The 13,558-nt window shown below is 66.6% G+C and carries 9 protein-coding genes and 1 pseudogene; 4 read left to right on the top strand and 6 right to left on the bottom strand.

Translation table 11 applies throughout. The features are described from left to right. Positions 1–184: 184 nt before the first annotated feature. A complete protein-coding gene (locus K2Z83_RS16115) occupies positions 185–628 on the top strand; it encodes a cupredoxin domain-containing protein (RefSeq protein WP_220596213.1) in 444 nt (147 codons plus the stop codon). 56 nt (positions 629–684) lie between these two features. Here K2Z83_RS16115 and K2Z83_RS16110 read toward each other — a convergent pair whose 3' ends face one another. After that, on the bottom strand, positions 685–2,244 hold the full coding sequence (locus tag K2Z83_RS16110; RefSeq protein WP_220596212.1) for a HAMP domain-containing protein: 1,560 nt from the start codon (positions 2,242–2,244) through the stop codon (positions 685–687). A 313-nt stretch (positions 2,245–2,557) separates the two neighbouring features. On the opposite strand from K2Z83_RS16110, the gene bchY reads away from it, so the two are divergent. The 3 genes from bchY to K2Z83_RS16095 all read left to right on the top strand — a co-directional run bounded on the left by bchY (position 2,558) and on the right by K2Z83_RS16095 (position 6,442). Continuing rightward, positions 2,558–3,847 (top strand): chlorophyllide a reductase subunit Y, encoded by a 1,290-nt coding sequence (gene bchY, locus K2Z83_RS16105; protein ID WP_220596211.1) that lies wholly within the window; start codon positions 2,558–2,560, stop codon positions 3,845–3,847. A 13-nt stretch (positions 3,848–3,860) separates the two neighbouring features. Further along, a complete protein-coding gene (locus K2Z83_RS16100; RefSeq protein ID WP_255604064.1) occupies positions 3,861–5,444 on the top strand; it encodes a nitrogenase component 1 in 1,584 nt (527 codons plus the stop codon). 92 nt (positions 5,445–5,536) lie between these two features. Next, entirely contained in the window at positions 5,537–6,442 is a 906-nt protein-coding gene (locus tag K2Z83_RS16095) for an arginase family protein (RefSeq protein ID WP_220596210.1), read from the top strand. 62 nt (positions 6,443–6,504) lie between these two features. Here the strand turns inward: K2Z83_RS16095 and K2Z83_RS16090 are convergent, their stop codons facing one another. The 5 genes and pseudogenes from K2Z83_RS16090 to K2Z83_RS16070 form a co-directional block, all read right to left on the bottom strand. Then, positions 6,505–9,927, bottom strand: coding sequence for a PAS domain S-box protein (locus K2Z83_RS16090; RefSeq protein WP_220596209.1), 3,423 nt, complete (start codon positions 9,925–9,927; stop codon positions 6,505–6,507). Between the two features lie 249 nt (positions 9,928–10,176). Beyond that, entirely contained in the window at positions 10,177–11,235 is a 1,059-nt protein-coding gene (gene hypE / locus K2Z83_RS16085) for a hydrogenase expression/formation protein HypE (RefSeq protein ID WP_220596208.1), read from the bottom strand. A 100-nt stretch (positions 11,236–11,335) separates the two neighbouring features. After that, positions 11,336–12,436, bottom strand: a complete 1,101-nt coding sequence (hypD, locus tag K2Z83_RS16080) for a hydrogenase formation protein HypD (protein WP_220596207.1) — start codon at positions 12,434–12,436, stop codon at positions 11,336–11,338. Beyond that, complete coding sequence (locus tag K2Z83_RS16075) at positions 12,433–12,699, bottom strand: HypC/HybG/HupF family hydrogenase formation chaperone (protein ID WP_220596206.1); 267 nt, start codon at positions 12,697–12,699, stop codon at positions 12,433–12,435. The genes hypD and K2Z83_RS16075 overlap by 4 nt, the downstream gene beginning before the upstream one ends. Positions 12,700–12,885: 186 nt before the next feature. Continuing rightward, positions 12,886–13,558, bottom strand: a pseudogene (locus tag K2Z83_RS16070) (hypothetical protein); the annotation flags it as partial.

The raw sequence follows: 13,558 nt of genomic DNA, 5'->3' as shown, positions 1-13,558 counted from the left end.
CGGCCACCCGCCATGGGATATACTGGACGTTATGTCGCACCCAAGCGCCGCATCGTCGCCTATAGCCAATACAACGTGAACATTGCAGTCGCTTCGCAGGGATTCGCGATAGTCTGGCGCTATAACGTTATTTTTACATGTAGGGACCCACACCATCACCGTGCCAGCTTGGAGGCCACCACATATGTGTGCATCGCGCCTGATCGCTCTGGCTCTGGCCGGGCTGCTCGCCCTCGCGGGCTGCGCCGCCCCGGCCCAGGAGACCGCAGACATCACCCTCACCAGCGCCGGCTGTGCGGCGACCCGCTTCGCTCTGCCGAACACCCGCGAGCCGCAGATCACCATCTCCAACCAGTCGGATCTCCCGATGGTCTTCAGCATCCCGACGATGAACCGCTGGGTGGCGGTGGCGCCGGGCGATGAGTCGGCCTTCGCGCTGCCGCGCTACATCATGGGCAGCTTCGACTTCTTCTGCCTCAGCGAGGCGGAGCACACCCAGCTGGGCGGCGGCAACCCGCTCCTCTGCGCGCTTGAGCCCCGCGAGCTGGCGGCGGTGGCGCGCTCGCAGGGTGTCTTCGAGATCGAGCGCCACGACCGGATCCGGGAGGTGCTTCAGGCCCAGCCCTGAGTGGGGGTTGGGGGTTAGGGGTTGGGAGGTGGGACGTTTTCCCCAACCCCCACCCCCTAACCCCCACTCAGGGCCGACTCCAGGCTCGCGACGACCACCATCTGGCCGAGCGGGATGTCAAGGGCGACGAGCGTCTGGGCGACGCTGGCGCGGATCCCCGAGAGGACGACCTCGGCACCGAGCAGCCGGGCGCCATCTGCGGCGCGCAGCAGGGTCTCGGCCACCTGCCCATCGATGCTGGGGATGCCGGTCAGGTCGATGATCACGCGCTGCGCGCGTCGCCCCGCCACCTCGCGGAGCAAGTCGCTAAAGATCTGGCTGGCGCGCTGCGCGTTGATCGTGCCGATCAGCGGCAGGAGCAGGATGCGGTCGTTGAGCGGGATGCAGGGCGTCGCCAGCGCGCGCAGCGTCTCTTCCTGGACGTGGATCACATCTTCCTGGAGCTGAAGCCGCTCGGCCTGGGCGTGCTGCTCCGAGGCGATCCGCTGCTCAAGCGAGTCGGCCATCGCGTCGAAGCTGCTGGCGAGCTGGCCGATCTCATCGCCGCGTGAGAGGCCGACCCGGAGCCCGAGCTGGCCGGCGGCGATCTTCTGGGCGGCGGCGGCCATCTTTGCGAGCGGGTTCACAATCAGGCTCGCCATGCCAAAGGATATCACGCCGGCGACGATCATCGCACCGATGGCGGCGAGGAGGCCCGTGTTGCGCGCGGCATCGACCGGCGCCAGGGCCTCGGCCTGATCCTGATAGAGCAGGATGCTCCAGCCGAGCCGGGCGATGGCCGGCGACGCGCTGACCGGGGCCATGCTCAGCAGCCGCTGGCCCCCCTCGAAGCTGCCGATCCGGTAGTCGGCCCCGCTGGCCACCAGCGCGCTGACCGCGTCCGTGTCGGCGGCGCGGATCATCGTGTCGGTGCTCAGCAGCTGGTCGTGATCGATCTGGAGCAGCGCCCTCCCGCTGACGCCCACCCGTACGCCGGACAGCTGCGCGACGAGCCTATCGAGCTGGTAGACTGTCTGGAGGACGCCGACCGTGCTGTTGCTGCTCAGGTTCATCACCGGCACGGCGATGTGCAGCTGCACCATGCCGCTGGCCTCGTTCAGCGACTGCTCGATGAAGGGCTCGCCGCTCATCGCCTGCTGCCACCAGAGCTCACCGCTCTGGTCGTAGTGCTCCGGGCGCGAGGTCGCGGCGATCAGCCCGCCTTGCTTGTCTACCAGGACGACCTGGATGCTGTCTGGCTGGAGGTTCTGGAAGAGGCTCAGGCTGACTCGCACCGGGGAGTTGCTGATCCTGGTCTGCACGATCCCCGCGCTATCGGGGGCGCTCCGCCACTCCCCCTCCTGGCGCGCCAGCTGGGCGCGGATGGATTTGGGGCTGCTGGAGTACTGGAGGTTAGCGATCTCGGCGCTCGCGACGATCCCCTGGCCGACGCTCAGGGCGCGCAGGGCGATGATCTGGGTGTCGATAAACCCGCCGACGATCGCCGCCTGGTCGGTGGCCAGGGTGTGCAGGTTTGATCCGACGACATCCGTGAGCGCCTGCCGCGAGGTGAGGATGCTCGCGCCGCTGACGAGGGCTGCGGTGATGATTGCGGCGATAACGAAGGCGGCCCCCATGCGGACTCGGAGCGATATCGCTCGCCTGGTGCGTGGCCACGCCTGCGCTGGCGTATGTGTCATGGATGATCTGCCTTCTCTCGTGTGGCGCGCACTGCTGCGTTGATGCGGTCGCTCTCTTGAACGTATTATATACCGTTCTACGCGACTGGATGGCCTTTCAAAAGCTTTTGGCTGTGAAAGTTGCCCAGATGCGTAGAAGTTGACGTATAATACCGGTACGACTCACCCGGTACCTATCATAGATGCGGCGGCCCCAGGCCGGCTTCACGCCAGCGTGGCTTGGCCGTACGCGCAGCAGAGGAGCTGCTTGATGGCAGAGATTATTCCACTGAGCCCGGCGGGCGATAGCGATGCGAAGGAGCCCTACAAAGAGGGCTCCTGCAAGCTGCACCCGCAGACGATGTGCCCGGCCTTCGGCGCGCTGCGGGTGCTCTCGCGCATTGAGGGCGCCCAGCCGGCGATGGTGACGGACACCGGCTGTCTCTACGGGCTAACCTTTGTGACCCACTTCTACGCGGCGCGCAAGAGCATCATCGCCCCGCAGCTAGGCACCGCCGAGCTCTCGTCGGGCAAGGTACAGGAGGCGGCCAACGCGGCGATCGCCGAGGCGGCTAAGGAGCAGAACGTCAGCGTCATCCCGGTGATCTCGCTGTGCGTGGCCGAGACGGCCGGCCTGGCCGAGGAGCTGCTGCCCACCGAGGTGGATGGCAAGCCGGTGGTGCTGGTGCGCGTGCCGGCCTACGCCATCCACTCGCACCCCGAGGCCAAGGATATCGCCCTGGCCGCCGTGATGCGCCGCTTCGTAGATGGCGCGAGCGAGCAGGAGCCGCGCACCCTGGCTCTGCTCGGCGAGGTCTTCCCGGCCGACCCGCTGATGATCGACGGGGTGCTGCGCAAGATGGGCGGGCGGGTGATCACCACGCTGCCCGGCCGCCACGTCAACGAGCTGAAGCTGGCCGGGCAGGCCGCCGCCGTGGCCGCCCTGCACCCCTTCTACCGCGAGACGGTGGGCGTGCTGCGCGAGCGCGGGGTGGGCGTGGTCACGGGCGCCCCGATCGGGGTCGAGGGCAGCGCGGCCTGGATCCGCGCCGTCGGCGCGGCCCTGGATATCGACGACGATATTGTCGAGCGGGTGGCGGACGAGGAGGTCGCCGCCGCGCGCGGCTTCCTGTCGACCCAGCCGCTCAAGGGGGCGACGATCCTGATCTCGGGCTACGAGGGCAACGAGATGCTCTACGCGCGCCTGCTGATCGAGGGCGGCGCCCACGTGCCATACGTGAGCACCAGCATCGGCCAGAGCATGCTCACCGCCGCCGACGAGGCCTGGCTGAAGTCCCACGGCTGCGAGGCGGTGGTCTACCGCAAGGCGATCGAGGACGATAAGGCGGCCATGGAGCACTGGACCTTCGACCTGGTGATCGGCACGACGACCCTGGCCGCCCACGCCAAGGAGCTGGGCATCCCCTCGGTCTACTACACGAACATGCTCAGCGTGCGCCCGCTCTTCCTCGCCGGCGGTATGATCGCCTCGCTCAGCTTCGTGCGCGAGCTGCTCGGGCGGAAGCCGCTCTACGAGCGGATGCTGGAGTTCTTTAGTTAATGTTGAATGCTGAATGTTGAATGTTGAATGGCCACATTCAGCATTCAACATTCAACATTCAACATTCGCGGAGCGATATATGGCCATCACCCTGATTCGAGATATCTCCGACACCAGCTCCTACTGGGGCGCCAGCTGGGTCTTCGGCTGCTTCCCCGACGTGCATATCATCTGCGACGCGCCGATCGGCTGCTACAACCTGCTGGGCATGGCGGTGACGGACTACACCGACGCGCTGCCGCACATGGCCAACCTCACGCCGACCTCGATCCGCGAGGAGGATGTGATCACCGGCACGGCGAAGGCGCTCAAGCGCACGATCGACGACCTGCGCAGCCTCGGCTCGCTCGACGGCAAGCGCCTGATCGTGCTCAGCACCGCCGAGAGCGAGATGATCAGCGCCGACCACACGAAGTACGTGGCCCAGCTCGACCCGGAGGCGCGCTTCTTCTGGAGCCAGTCGCTGGAGCAGGACGAGTGGCAGGGCCGCGACCGGGCGCTGCTCTTCGCCTGGGAGGAGTACGGCAAGCCCTTCGTGGCACCCGATGCCCCGCCCAAGGCGGCCAACCTGGTCAATATCATCGGGCCGTCGCTGGGCTGCTTCAACGCCCCGGCCGACCTGCACGAGCTGAAGCGGCTGGTCGCCGGCGTCGGCGGCGAGCTGAACCTAGTCTACCCCTACGCGGGCAGCATCGCCGGCACGCCGCAGCTGGCCGACGCGGCGGCGAATGTGGTGCTTTACCGCGAGTTCGGCGAGGGCCTGGCCCAGGCCCTCGGCCGGCCCTACCTCTTCGCCCCCTTCGGCGTCTTCGGCACCACCACCTTCCTGCGCGAGCTGGGGGCGCTGCTCGGCACGCCCGCCGCGCAGGTCGAGGCCTTCATCAGCAGTGAGAAGAAGACCACGCTCCAGCCGGTGTGGGACCTCTGGCGCGGCCCGCAGAGCGACTGGTTCGCCACGGTGGACTGCGCGATCGTCGGCGGGCGCAGCTACGTGGAGGGGCTCAGGCAGTTCCTCGGCGAGGAGCTGGGCATGAAGGTCGCCTGGAGCTCGGGCCGGCCGCGACGCGAGGACGAGCCGGACAATATCGAGATCCGCAAGCGCCTGCACGCCAAGGCGCCGGCCTTCGTCTTCGGCAGCATCAACGAGAAGATCTACCTTTCGGAGGCCAACGCCAAGGGCAGCCACTTCATCGCCTCGACCTTCCCCGGCCCGGTGGTGCGCCGCACCACGGGCACGCCCTTCATGGGCTACGCCGGGGCGGCCAACATCATGCAGGAGCTGGTGAACCGCTTCTACGACATGGTGTTCAACTTCCTGCCGGTGGAGCTGGTCAGGGGACAGGGGACAGGGGAGAGGGGACAGGCCGGGCCGCCGCAGCCTGCGGCTGCCGCCGCGCCTGACCGCTCGTCGGAGACGATGGCCTGGAGCGTGGCGGCGACCAACCGGCTGACGGCGGCGATCGAGCAGGTGCCTTTCCTGGCCCGGATCAGCGCCAGCCGCTCGCTGCGCCTGGCCGCCGAGCAGGCCGCCCGCGCCCGCGGGGACACCGAGGTGAGCCTGGAGATGATCGAGGCGGCGATCGCCCACGGGGCGTGATTGATTGTAGATTGCAGATTGCAGATTGCAGATTGGCGTCAATCTGCAATCTGCAATCTGCAATCTGCAATCTGCAATTGAGGAGAGACGCTATGACTACACAGGCCCGCCCGCTGTCGGCCCTGGACGTGCTCGGCATCCGCTACCGGGGCAGCCGGCGCGCCGAGGGCGATGAGCGCTGCCTCGATGGCTTTGTCGCATCGGCGGTCTACTGGGATATCGGGGTGCCGGTGACCTACGGCGAGCCCGAGATGCCCGAGGCCCGCCGCCTGCCCGATGAGCCGGCCAACCTGGGCCTCATCTGCGCGGTGATCGGCGACGCCGTGGCCGCCGGGCGGGCCGCCGGGCGGGCCGTTCTCGTCACCGGCGGGGACTGCTCGCACGCCGTGGGGGTCTTCGCCGGGCTCCAGCGCGCCCACGGGCCGACGGCGCGCATCGGCCTGATCTGGCTAGACGCCCACGGCGACTTCAACACGCCCAACACGACGCTCTCGGGCATGCTCGGCGGCATGCCGGTGTCCGTCTGCGCCGGGCTGGGCCAGCGCGAGTGGCGTGAGCGGGCCGGGGTCGCCGCGCCCCTGCCCACCGACCGCATCCTCTTTGTGGACGTGCGCAACCTTTACGCGCCCGAGGAGCAGCTCATCCGGGCCACCGAGGCCACCATCGCCGCCGCCGAGCCGGGGCGCAAGGGCGTCGACTTCGGCCCCGCCGTCGCCGACCTGGCCGACCGCTGCGACCTGCTCTACCTGCATGTGGACTCGGATATACTCGACATAACGCTTGTGCCGAACCACGGCACCCGCGAGCCGGACGGCCCCGGCATGGCGGCGGTGACGGCGGTGATCGACGCGGCGATGGCCACCGGCAAGGTGGCGGCCTACGCGGTCGTCTCAGTCTACGGCGCGGGCGAGGGGCGCGAGATCAGCCTAGCCTCGGGGACAGAGCTGATCCGCGCGGGGCTGGCGTCGTGGAAGCAGCACGGGATGGCGGGGGCGTAGGGGAGGCCCAACGCGGTCGCCCGAAGGTGTCCACGTGGTCGCCCCAGATATGCGACCACACCTCACCCCCACCGCCCTTTTCTTCCTGACAGCACCCTGCTCACGGTAGCTGACAGTTGCCCAAAGGGTATTGGCTTTTCAAACCAGGCCACGACACCCTGCTGAAGGAGCGACACGCCCGTCTCCCCTAGCGGATAGCCGCTCATGATGATCATCTTTATCTGGGGGGTCTTTACCTTCAGGTGACGAAAGAGGGCCGCCCCATCCATATCAGGCATCACCATGTCCGACAGAACCAGTGCCACGTCATCGTGGTACACGTCAAGCAGAGACACGGCCTCCAATCCATTCGAGGCGACACGAACCTGGTACCCCAGCTGTTGGAGCATAGCGGTTGTCACCGCTAATACGCTTGGCTCATCTTCGACCAGCAGAATCGTCTCGCCTTGGCCCTTCGTGATGTGCGTTGGCTCCGTCGTCGCTGGTATCTCCTTTGCCGCTGACGGGGGCAGGTAGACGGTAAAGGTTGTGCCTTTGCCCACCTGGCTCTCCACGGAGGTGTGGCCCCGCTGCTGTTTCATGATGCCGTACACCTGCGACAAGCCCAGCCCGACCCCTTTACCGACATCCTTGGTGGTGAAGAACGGCTCAAATATCCGGGGCAAGATATCGGCCGGTATGCCGCTGCCGGTGTCGGTGATGTTTAGCTGCACCCATTCTCCGGTGATGGGCTGATGGCACACTGAACAACAGGTGTCGCCCTGACACACAATCCGGGCCAGCCCAATGCGCAACTCCCCGCCGTTGGGCATCGCGTCCCTGGCATTCACGGCCAGGTTGGTGATCACTTGCTGCATCTGGGTGGGGTCGGCCTCGATCAGGTAGTCGCCGGGGGCGACGGTCAGCGTGATCTGAATATGCTCCGGGATGACGCGCGCTAAGAAGCTGACAGTCTCTCGCGCAAAGGTGTCCAGCTTGAGCTGCCGGAGGTGGCGGATCGTCTTTCGGCTGAAATCTAACAGCTGACGCACCAGATGGGCCGCGCGCTGGCTCGACTCCTTGATTGTTTCCAGGTCGGATTGCAGGGCTTCCGGCGTCTCCGGTGACATCTGTAGGAGCTCGGTGTAGCTGAGAATGCACGTCAGAATATTATTAAAGTCGTGGGCGATCCCGGCGGCGATCTGGCCCACTGCGGCCAGCCGCTCTTGCTGTAACAGTTGCTGCTGCGTGGCCTGGAGCTCGGCAAGGGTCGTCTCTAGCCGGCGGTAGCTTTCCTGTAAGGCTGCCGCGGCCTGTCTGCGCTGGGTGACATCGCGCTGAATGCCAAAATGGCCGGTGATCCGTCCGTCCGAATCATATAAGCAGACATAATCGCCTTCAACCCACATCTGGGTGCCGTCAAACTTACATCCATTTGTCTCAATATGCAGCCGCCCCTCGTCAAAAAGCCGCCGCCAGATCTCCCGGCCCTGGGCGCTATCGTGCGCAAAGAAGCCGCCCGGCGTTTTGCCGATAAGCTGTTCTTCGGTAGCCCGGTACTGCTCCAGTATCGCCGCGTTGATCCGGGTGATGCGCTGATGATGAAACGCATAATCCAGCACCGCATCCTTGTCCACCGTGTCATCCCAGCGCACTGGCGCATCCAGCATCATAAAGAAGAAGCCATCAAGCGCCTGACTAAAGAGCGCATGCAACAGCTGTTCACGCTCTAGCAACACCGCTTCGGATTGCAGGCGCTCGGTGATATCGCGCGAGAGCCCGAACAGACCGGGCTGACCGCTCCACTGGCCTTTCACGACCTTGGTCTCAACCGGAATGAGCTGGCCTGCTTTGGTGATTAATGGTACCGGGCAGAAGCTGCGCTCGCCAGCGAGCATCGCGGCGACAATATTCCCGGCCTCCTCGCGTCGCTCCGGCGGATGTATCGCTAAGACATTCATCCCCAGCAGCTCTTCCGCCGAGTAGCCCAGCCGCTGTTGCACCGCCGGGTTGATGTTGACGATGTCCCCCCCGGCGTCAAGGATAAACAGAAAGTCGCTCACCGTATCAAAGAGCGTTTGCAGGTTCTGTAGGCTTTCCTGGCGGGCCACCTCTGCCTTGATCCGGGCGATCACAACGCCAATCTGGGCGGCAATCACCTCTAGGGCGTAGCGGGTGTTTGGGGCAATCACATCCTGTGTGTGAGAGGATAAGTTCAGCGCGGCGATCACCTGTCCGTTGTGCAACACGGGTATCACCGCCAGGGCGCGTAACCCCTCTTGATGCTTTTCCTCATCGGGCTGGGCGACGGCGTTATAGCTTTTGTAGACCGGCTGCCCGGCCATAATGAGTTTGGTCTCGGGCGCGTCGGCCGGATAATACGTGGCATTGGCGACAAATTGCGGCGATAAGCCTTCATGCGCAATCAGGCTCAGTGCGCCGGTTCGCGTATCTACCAGGTATCCGCCGCCGCAATCGATCCCTTCGATCTGAAAAGCGGCTGCCAGAACCTGCTTGAAGGCTTCGCTGCTATCGCTGGTGGCGCCAAGCGCCAGGATTAAGTCGCGCTGAAGCTGTAAGAGCCCCTCGGCTTCTTTACGGTTCGTAATATCCTGATGGGTCCCGGCCATACGCACGGGGTTGCCCTGGGCATCACGGGCAACGACGTTGCCGGTATCTAACACCCACTTCCACTGCCCGGATTTAGATCGCAGGCGGTGCTCTGTCTGGTAGGTGGGGGCGCACCCTTGCAGATGATTGGCGAGCAGCGACTGGACGGTCGGAGCGTCGTCGGGGTGGATGCGGTGCTGCCAACTGCGCACATGCGGCTCAATCTCAGCCGGGGTGTAGCCCAACATCTCGACCCAGCGCTGGTTAAAGAGCATCTTGCCCGTTTGGACATCCCAGTCCCAGACGCCCAGGTCAGTCCCGAGCAGCGCCAGCTCCAGGCGCTCCTGCTGCTCCTGCAGTGCCGCCTGCGTGCGTAGCTGGCTCGACCGGAGCCGAATAATGTCGGCCAGATCAATGCAAACGCCAACCTCCTCAATGCTGTATGTTTTAGAGGAGGTGTTGTGGTTAAGGGCAATATACCCCTCTGGCCGGTGCGGGTTGCCGTAGGGGATGACGAGCGATGATCTGGGGCTATACTTCTGCTCAAAGGGTTTGAGCGCCGGTTTCAGCCAGGATGGCGCCTGATCAAACGAGAGCTGCACATACGGCTGCCCCAGGTAGCGGGTGAATATCCAGCCGGGCACTATCTCCCCCAGCCCGATGCCTTGCCCGTCGGCGCGCCACTGCTGTTGAACGACCACGTTGTCTCGGCACTGGCCATACGGCATATAGGCAATGCTTTCGCATCCCAGCACCGGGCCAGCTGTATCGAGCAGCCGCTGCACGAGCTCAGCTTCATCTTCGGCCATCAGGGCCAGCTTCCAGGCTTCGGCGCGCAGCTTCTCTAGCGCGATCAGGCGGCTCTCATCCACCTTTCGGCTGTAGTGGGGCTCCATTGCTTGCTCTTTCGTGATGTTGGGGGGGGACGAAATCTTCTGCGAGATGGGTATTCTTTAGCGCAGTAGCGCAGAAGTTACGCGGTGCGGCGTCGCCCGGCGGCTAAAGCCGCGGGCTCTTGTTTGACGAAGGCCGCCTGCGCGGCCTCAGGCAGGCCGCGCAGGCGGCCTTCGCAGAACCGTAGCCCGCCCGTTTACGGGCCGGGCACGTGCAGGGTGACGGCGTTCCTTTTGCGCTACTACTGCCTTTTAACAGATCCGCGGGAGCTGCTCGCCAACCTGGGTGTCGACCACGCGGGTGCCGCCGATGCCGGTGCGGGCCACGACCATTCCGGGGTGCTCGGCCGTCGCCTCGCCGATGATGGTGGCGCCCCGGCCGAGCGGGTGGGCGCGCATGGCCTCCAGCAGCGCGTCGGCATCGTCGCGGGCCACGAAGGCCAGCAGCTTGCCCTCGTTCGCCACATAGAGCGGGTCGAGCCCCAGGATCTCACAGGCCGCGCGCACCGCCTGGGGCACCGGCAGGTCGCGCTCGATGATCCGCACGCCCACCTGCGAGGCGATGGCGATCTCGTTGAGGGCCGAGGCCACCCCGCCGCGCGTTGGGTCGCGCAGGGCGTGGATGGCCTGGGTGCGGGCCAGCATGGCCTCCACCAGTCCGTTGAGCGGGGCGCAGTCAGTCTCAAGCGGCGCGCCGAACTCCAGGCCCTCGCGCACGCTGAGGATGGCCATGCCGTGGACGCCGATGTCGCCGCTGACGATCACCACGTCGCCGGGGCGGGCCTGTCCGGGGCCGATGCGCAGGCCGGCCGGCACTACGCCGAAGCCGCTGGTGGTGATGTAGACCCCGTCGCCGTGGCCCCTATCGACCACCTTGGTGTCGCCGGTGACGAGCGTCACGCCGGCGGCGCGGGCGGCCGCGCCCATGCTCTGGGCGATCGCGGCCAGCTGCCTGATCGGCATGCCCTCCTCAAGGATGAACCCGGCGCTCATGTAGAGCGGCTGCGCCCCGCTCATCGCGATGTCGTTGACCGTCCCGTTAACCGCGAGGTCGCCGATGTTGCCGCCGGGGAAGAAGAGCGGGCGGACGACGAAGGAGTCGGTGGAGAAGGCCAGGCGCGCGCCGCCGGCCTCGACCACGGCCGAGTCGCCGAGCTGCTCCAGGGTGGCGCTCTGGAATGCCGGCAGGAACAGGTTCTCCACCAGCTCGGACGAGAGCTTGCCGCCGCCGCCGTGGCCCATCACGATGTTCGGGTAGTCGCGCAGGGGCGCGGGGCAGACCCAGCCCTCGAAGTCGAGTACGTTTGACATGATCCGTCTCCGTAAGGGCGCAGCAGCAGCTGTGCCTCACCTACCTGGTGGTCCATCTGGGGCTGCTTTGCCCCTACGCATCGACGGGGCTGCTGCGCCCCTAGGCATCGACATGGACAAACCGCCCGTACTGGTAGTACGCGGCGCATGCGCCCTCGCTGCTGACCATGGTGGCGCCGAGGGGCATACGCGGCGTACACTCCTTGCCGAAGGCCGGGCACTGGTTGGGCTTGATCAGGCCCTGGAGCACCTCGCCGCTGCGGCAGAGCGATGACTCCTCGGTGCGGATGTGGCCGACGTTGAAGCGATCCTCGGCGTCGAAGGGGCGGAAGCGCGCGCTGAGCCGCCAGCCGCTCTGCGGGATCATGCCGATCCCGCGCCAGGTGCGGTCCGTCACCTCGAACACCTCGGCCAGCACCTTCTGGGCCGGCAGGTTGCCGGGGGCGCTGACGGCGCGGGCGTAGGCGTTGTCGAGCCTCGCCTCGCCGGCCTCCAGCTGGGCCACCGTGCGGCGGATGCCCTCCAGCACGTCGAGCGGCTCGAAGCCGGTGACGACGATCGGCACGTGGTACCGGGCGACCAGCGGGCCGTACTGGTGGGTGCCCATGACGCTACAGACGTGGCCGGCGGCCAGGAAGCCCTGCACCCGGCTGACCGGCGACTCCATGATCGCGCTGATCGCCGGCGGAACCAGCACGTGCGAGACCAGCATGGAGAAGTTGGTCAGGCCGAGGCGCTCGGCCTGGAGGATGGCCATCGCGTTGGCCGGCGCGGTTGTCTCAAAGCCGATGCCGAAGAAGACCACCTGGCGCTCAGGGCGCTGCTGGGCGATCTTGACGGCGTCGAGCGGCGAGTAGACGATGCGGATATCGCCGCCCTCGCTCTTGATCTTAAACAGGTCCTGGCTGCTGCCGGGCACGCGCAGCATGTCGCCGAAGGAGCAGAAGGTGACATCGGGGCGGGCGGCGATCGCCAGGGCCTTATCGATCAGCTCCAGGGGGGTGACGCAGACCGGGCAGCCGGGGCCGTGGATCAGCTCGATCTGGTCGGGCAGGAGCTGGTCGATCCCGTTGCGGATGATCGAGTGGGTCTGTCCGCCGCAGACCTCCATGATCGCCCAGGGGCGGGTGGTGATGCGCCGGATGTCGTCGAAGAGCCGCCCGGCCAGCTCGGGGTCGCGGAACTCGTCGAGGTATTTCATGGGGCGATCTCCTCGCCCTCGGCGCGCAGCTCCTCGTCGAGGATGCCAAGGTCGCTGAACATGGCCAGGGTCTCCTGGGCCGACTCCTCATCGATGCGGGTGATCGCGAAGCCGACGTGGACGATGGTGTACTCGCCGACCTGGATCTCTGGCACGTAGGCCAGGCAGACATCCTTAACGATGCCGGCGAAGTCGACCTTGCCCATCGGGGCGCCGTCACGCTCGTAGGTGCTGATCACTCTCCCAGGGATGCCGAGGCACATTGCGGTTTCCTTTCGCCTGCGGCATGGCCGCAAGAAGTATTTGGATTCTACCATAGTTGTGGCCTTCACCCCAGGGCGGGGGTTTGGGGGGGGCTTCGCCACCCCCAAAGATTCTGTATGTTGGGTGCGGGCGGCGAAGCCGCCCGCACCCAACATACAGCTGGTGCAGGGGCGCAGCCCCGCCGCTCAGAGGGCGCCGTCGGGCGCCCAGATCATCACCCGGTTGTTGCCCGAGTCGGCCACGGCGAGCCGGCCCCGGTGCAGGCAGATCCCGTAGGGCCAGCAGAAGGTGTCGTCGGCCACGGCCTTCCAGCGGTTCTCGCCGTTGCCCGCGAAGTCGGCCTGGCCGAGCACGAGGTCGGCGGGGGCGTTGGGGCCGCCGCGCGGGGCGACGGCCCAGCGCAGGATGCGGTTGTTGGCGGTGTCGGCCACGGTCAGGGCACCGCCCTCGAAGGCGATGGCATAGGGGAACCGCTGGCGGGACGGCCCCTGGGCGAAGTAGGCCAGCTCCTGCGCGGTGGCCATATCATCCTGGCCGAGCACCAGGTCGGCCGGGCGGTCCTCGGCGGGCGGGGGCGACCATGCCAGGACGCGGTGGTTGCCGGCGTCGGCGACCCAGAGCGTGTCGGCGTCGCCGGCGAGGCTGTGGGGCCAGCGGAAGCTGGCGGGGCCGGGCGGGCCGCCGCGGTTCTCATCGCGGGAGACAGCGTCGGGCTGGCCGAGCACCAGGTCGGCGGGCTGGCCGGGCGCGGGCGGGCCGCGCCAGCCGAGCACCCGGCGGTTGCCGGTGTCGGCCACATAGAACCAGCCGGCGATGAAGGCCAGGCCGAAGGGCCAGTAGAGCGTGTCGGCGCGGGCG

Source organism: Oscillochloris sp. ZM17-4 (assembly GCF_019599295.1).
In the GTDB taxonomy this organism is placed as follows: Bacteria; Chloroflexota; Chloroflexia; order Chloroflexales; family Chloroflexaceae; genus Oscillochloris.
The sequence above is the reverse complement of the archived record's forward strand: the minus strand, read 5'-3'. Positions and strand labels throughout refer to the sequence as shown.

Excerpts from the sequence above, each read along its gene's own strand:
- K2Z83_RS16095 (WP_220596210.1), top strand. The coding sequence starts at position 5,537 with ATGACTACACAGGCCCGCCCGCTGTCGGCCCTGGACGTGCTCGGCATC.
- K2Z83_RS16090 (WP_220596209.1), bottom strand. The coding sequence starts at position 9,927 with ATGGAGCCCCACTACAGCCGAAAGGTGGATGAGAGCCGCCTGATCGCG.
- hypD (WP_220596207.1), bottom strand. The coding sequence starts at position 12,436 with ATGAAATACCTCGACGAGTTCCGCGACCCCGAGCTGGCCGGGCGGCTC.
- K2Z83_RS16115 (WP_220596213.1), top strand. The coding sequence starts at position 185 with ATGTGTGCATCGCGCCTGATCGCTCTGGCTCTGGCCGGGCTGCTCGCC.
- bchY (WP_220596211.1), top strand. The coding sequence starts at position 2,558 with ATGGCAGAGATTATTCCACTGAGCCCGGCGGGCGATAGCGATGCGAAG.
- K2Z83_RS16075 (WP_220596206.1), bottom strand. The coding sequence starts at position 12,699 with ATGTGCCTCGGCATCCCTGGGAGAGTGATCAGCACCTACGAGCGTGAC.
- K2Z83_RS16110 (WP_220596212.1), bottom strand. The coding sequence starts at position 2,244 with ATGGGGGCCGCCTTCGTTATCGCCGCAATCATCACCGCAGCCCTCGTC.
- hypE (WP_220596208.1), bottom strand. The coding sequence starts at position 11,235 with ATGTCAAACGTACTCGACTTCGAGGGCTGGGTCTGCCCCGCGCCCCTG.
- K2Z83_RS16100 (WP_255604064.1), top strand. The coding sequence starts at position 3,861 with ATGTTGAATGTTGAATGGCCACATTCAGCATTCAACATTCAACATTCA.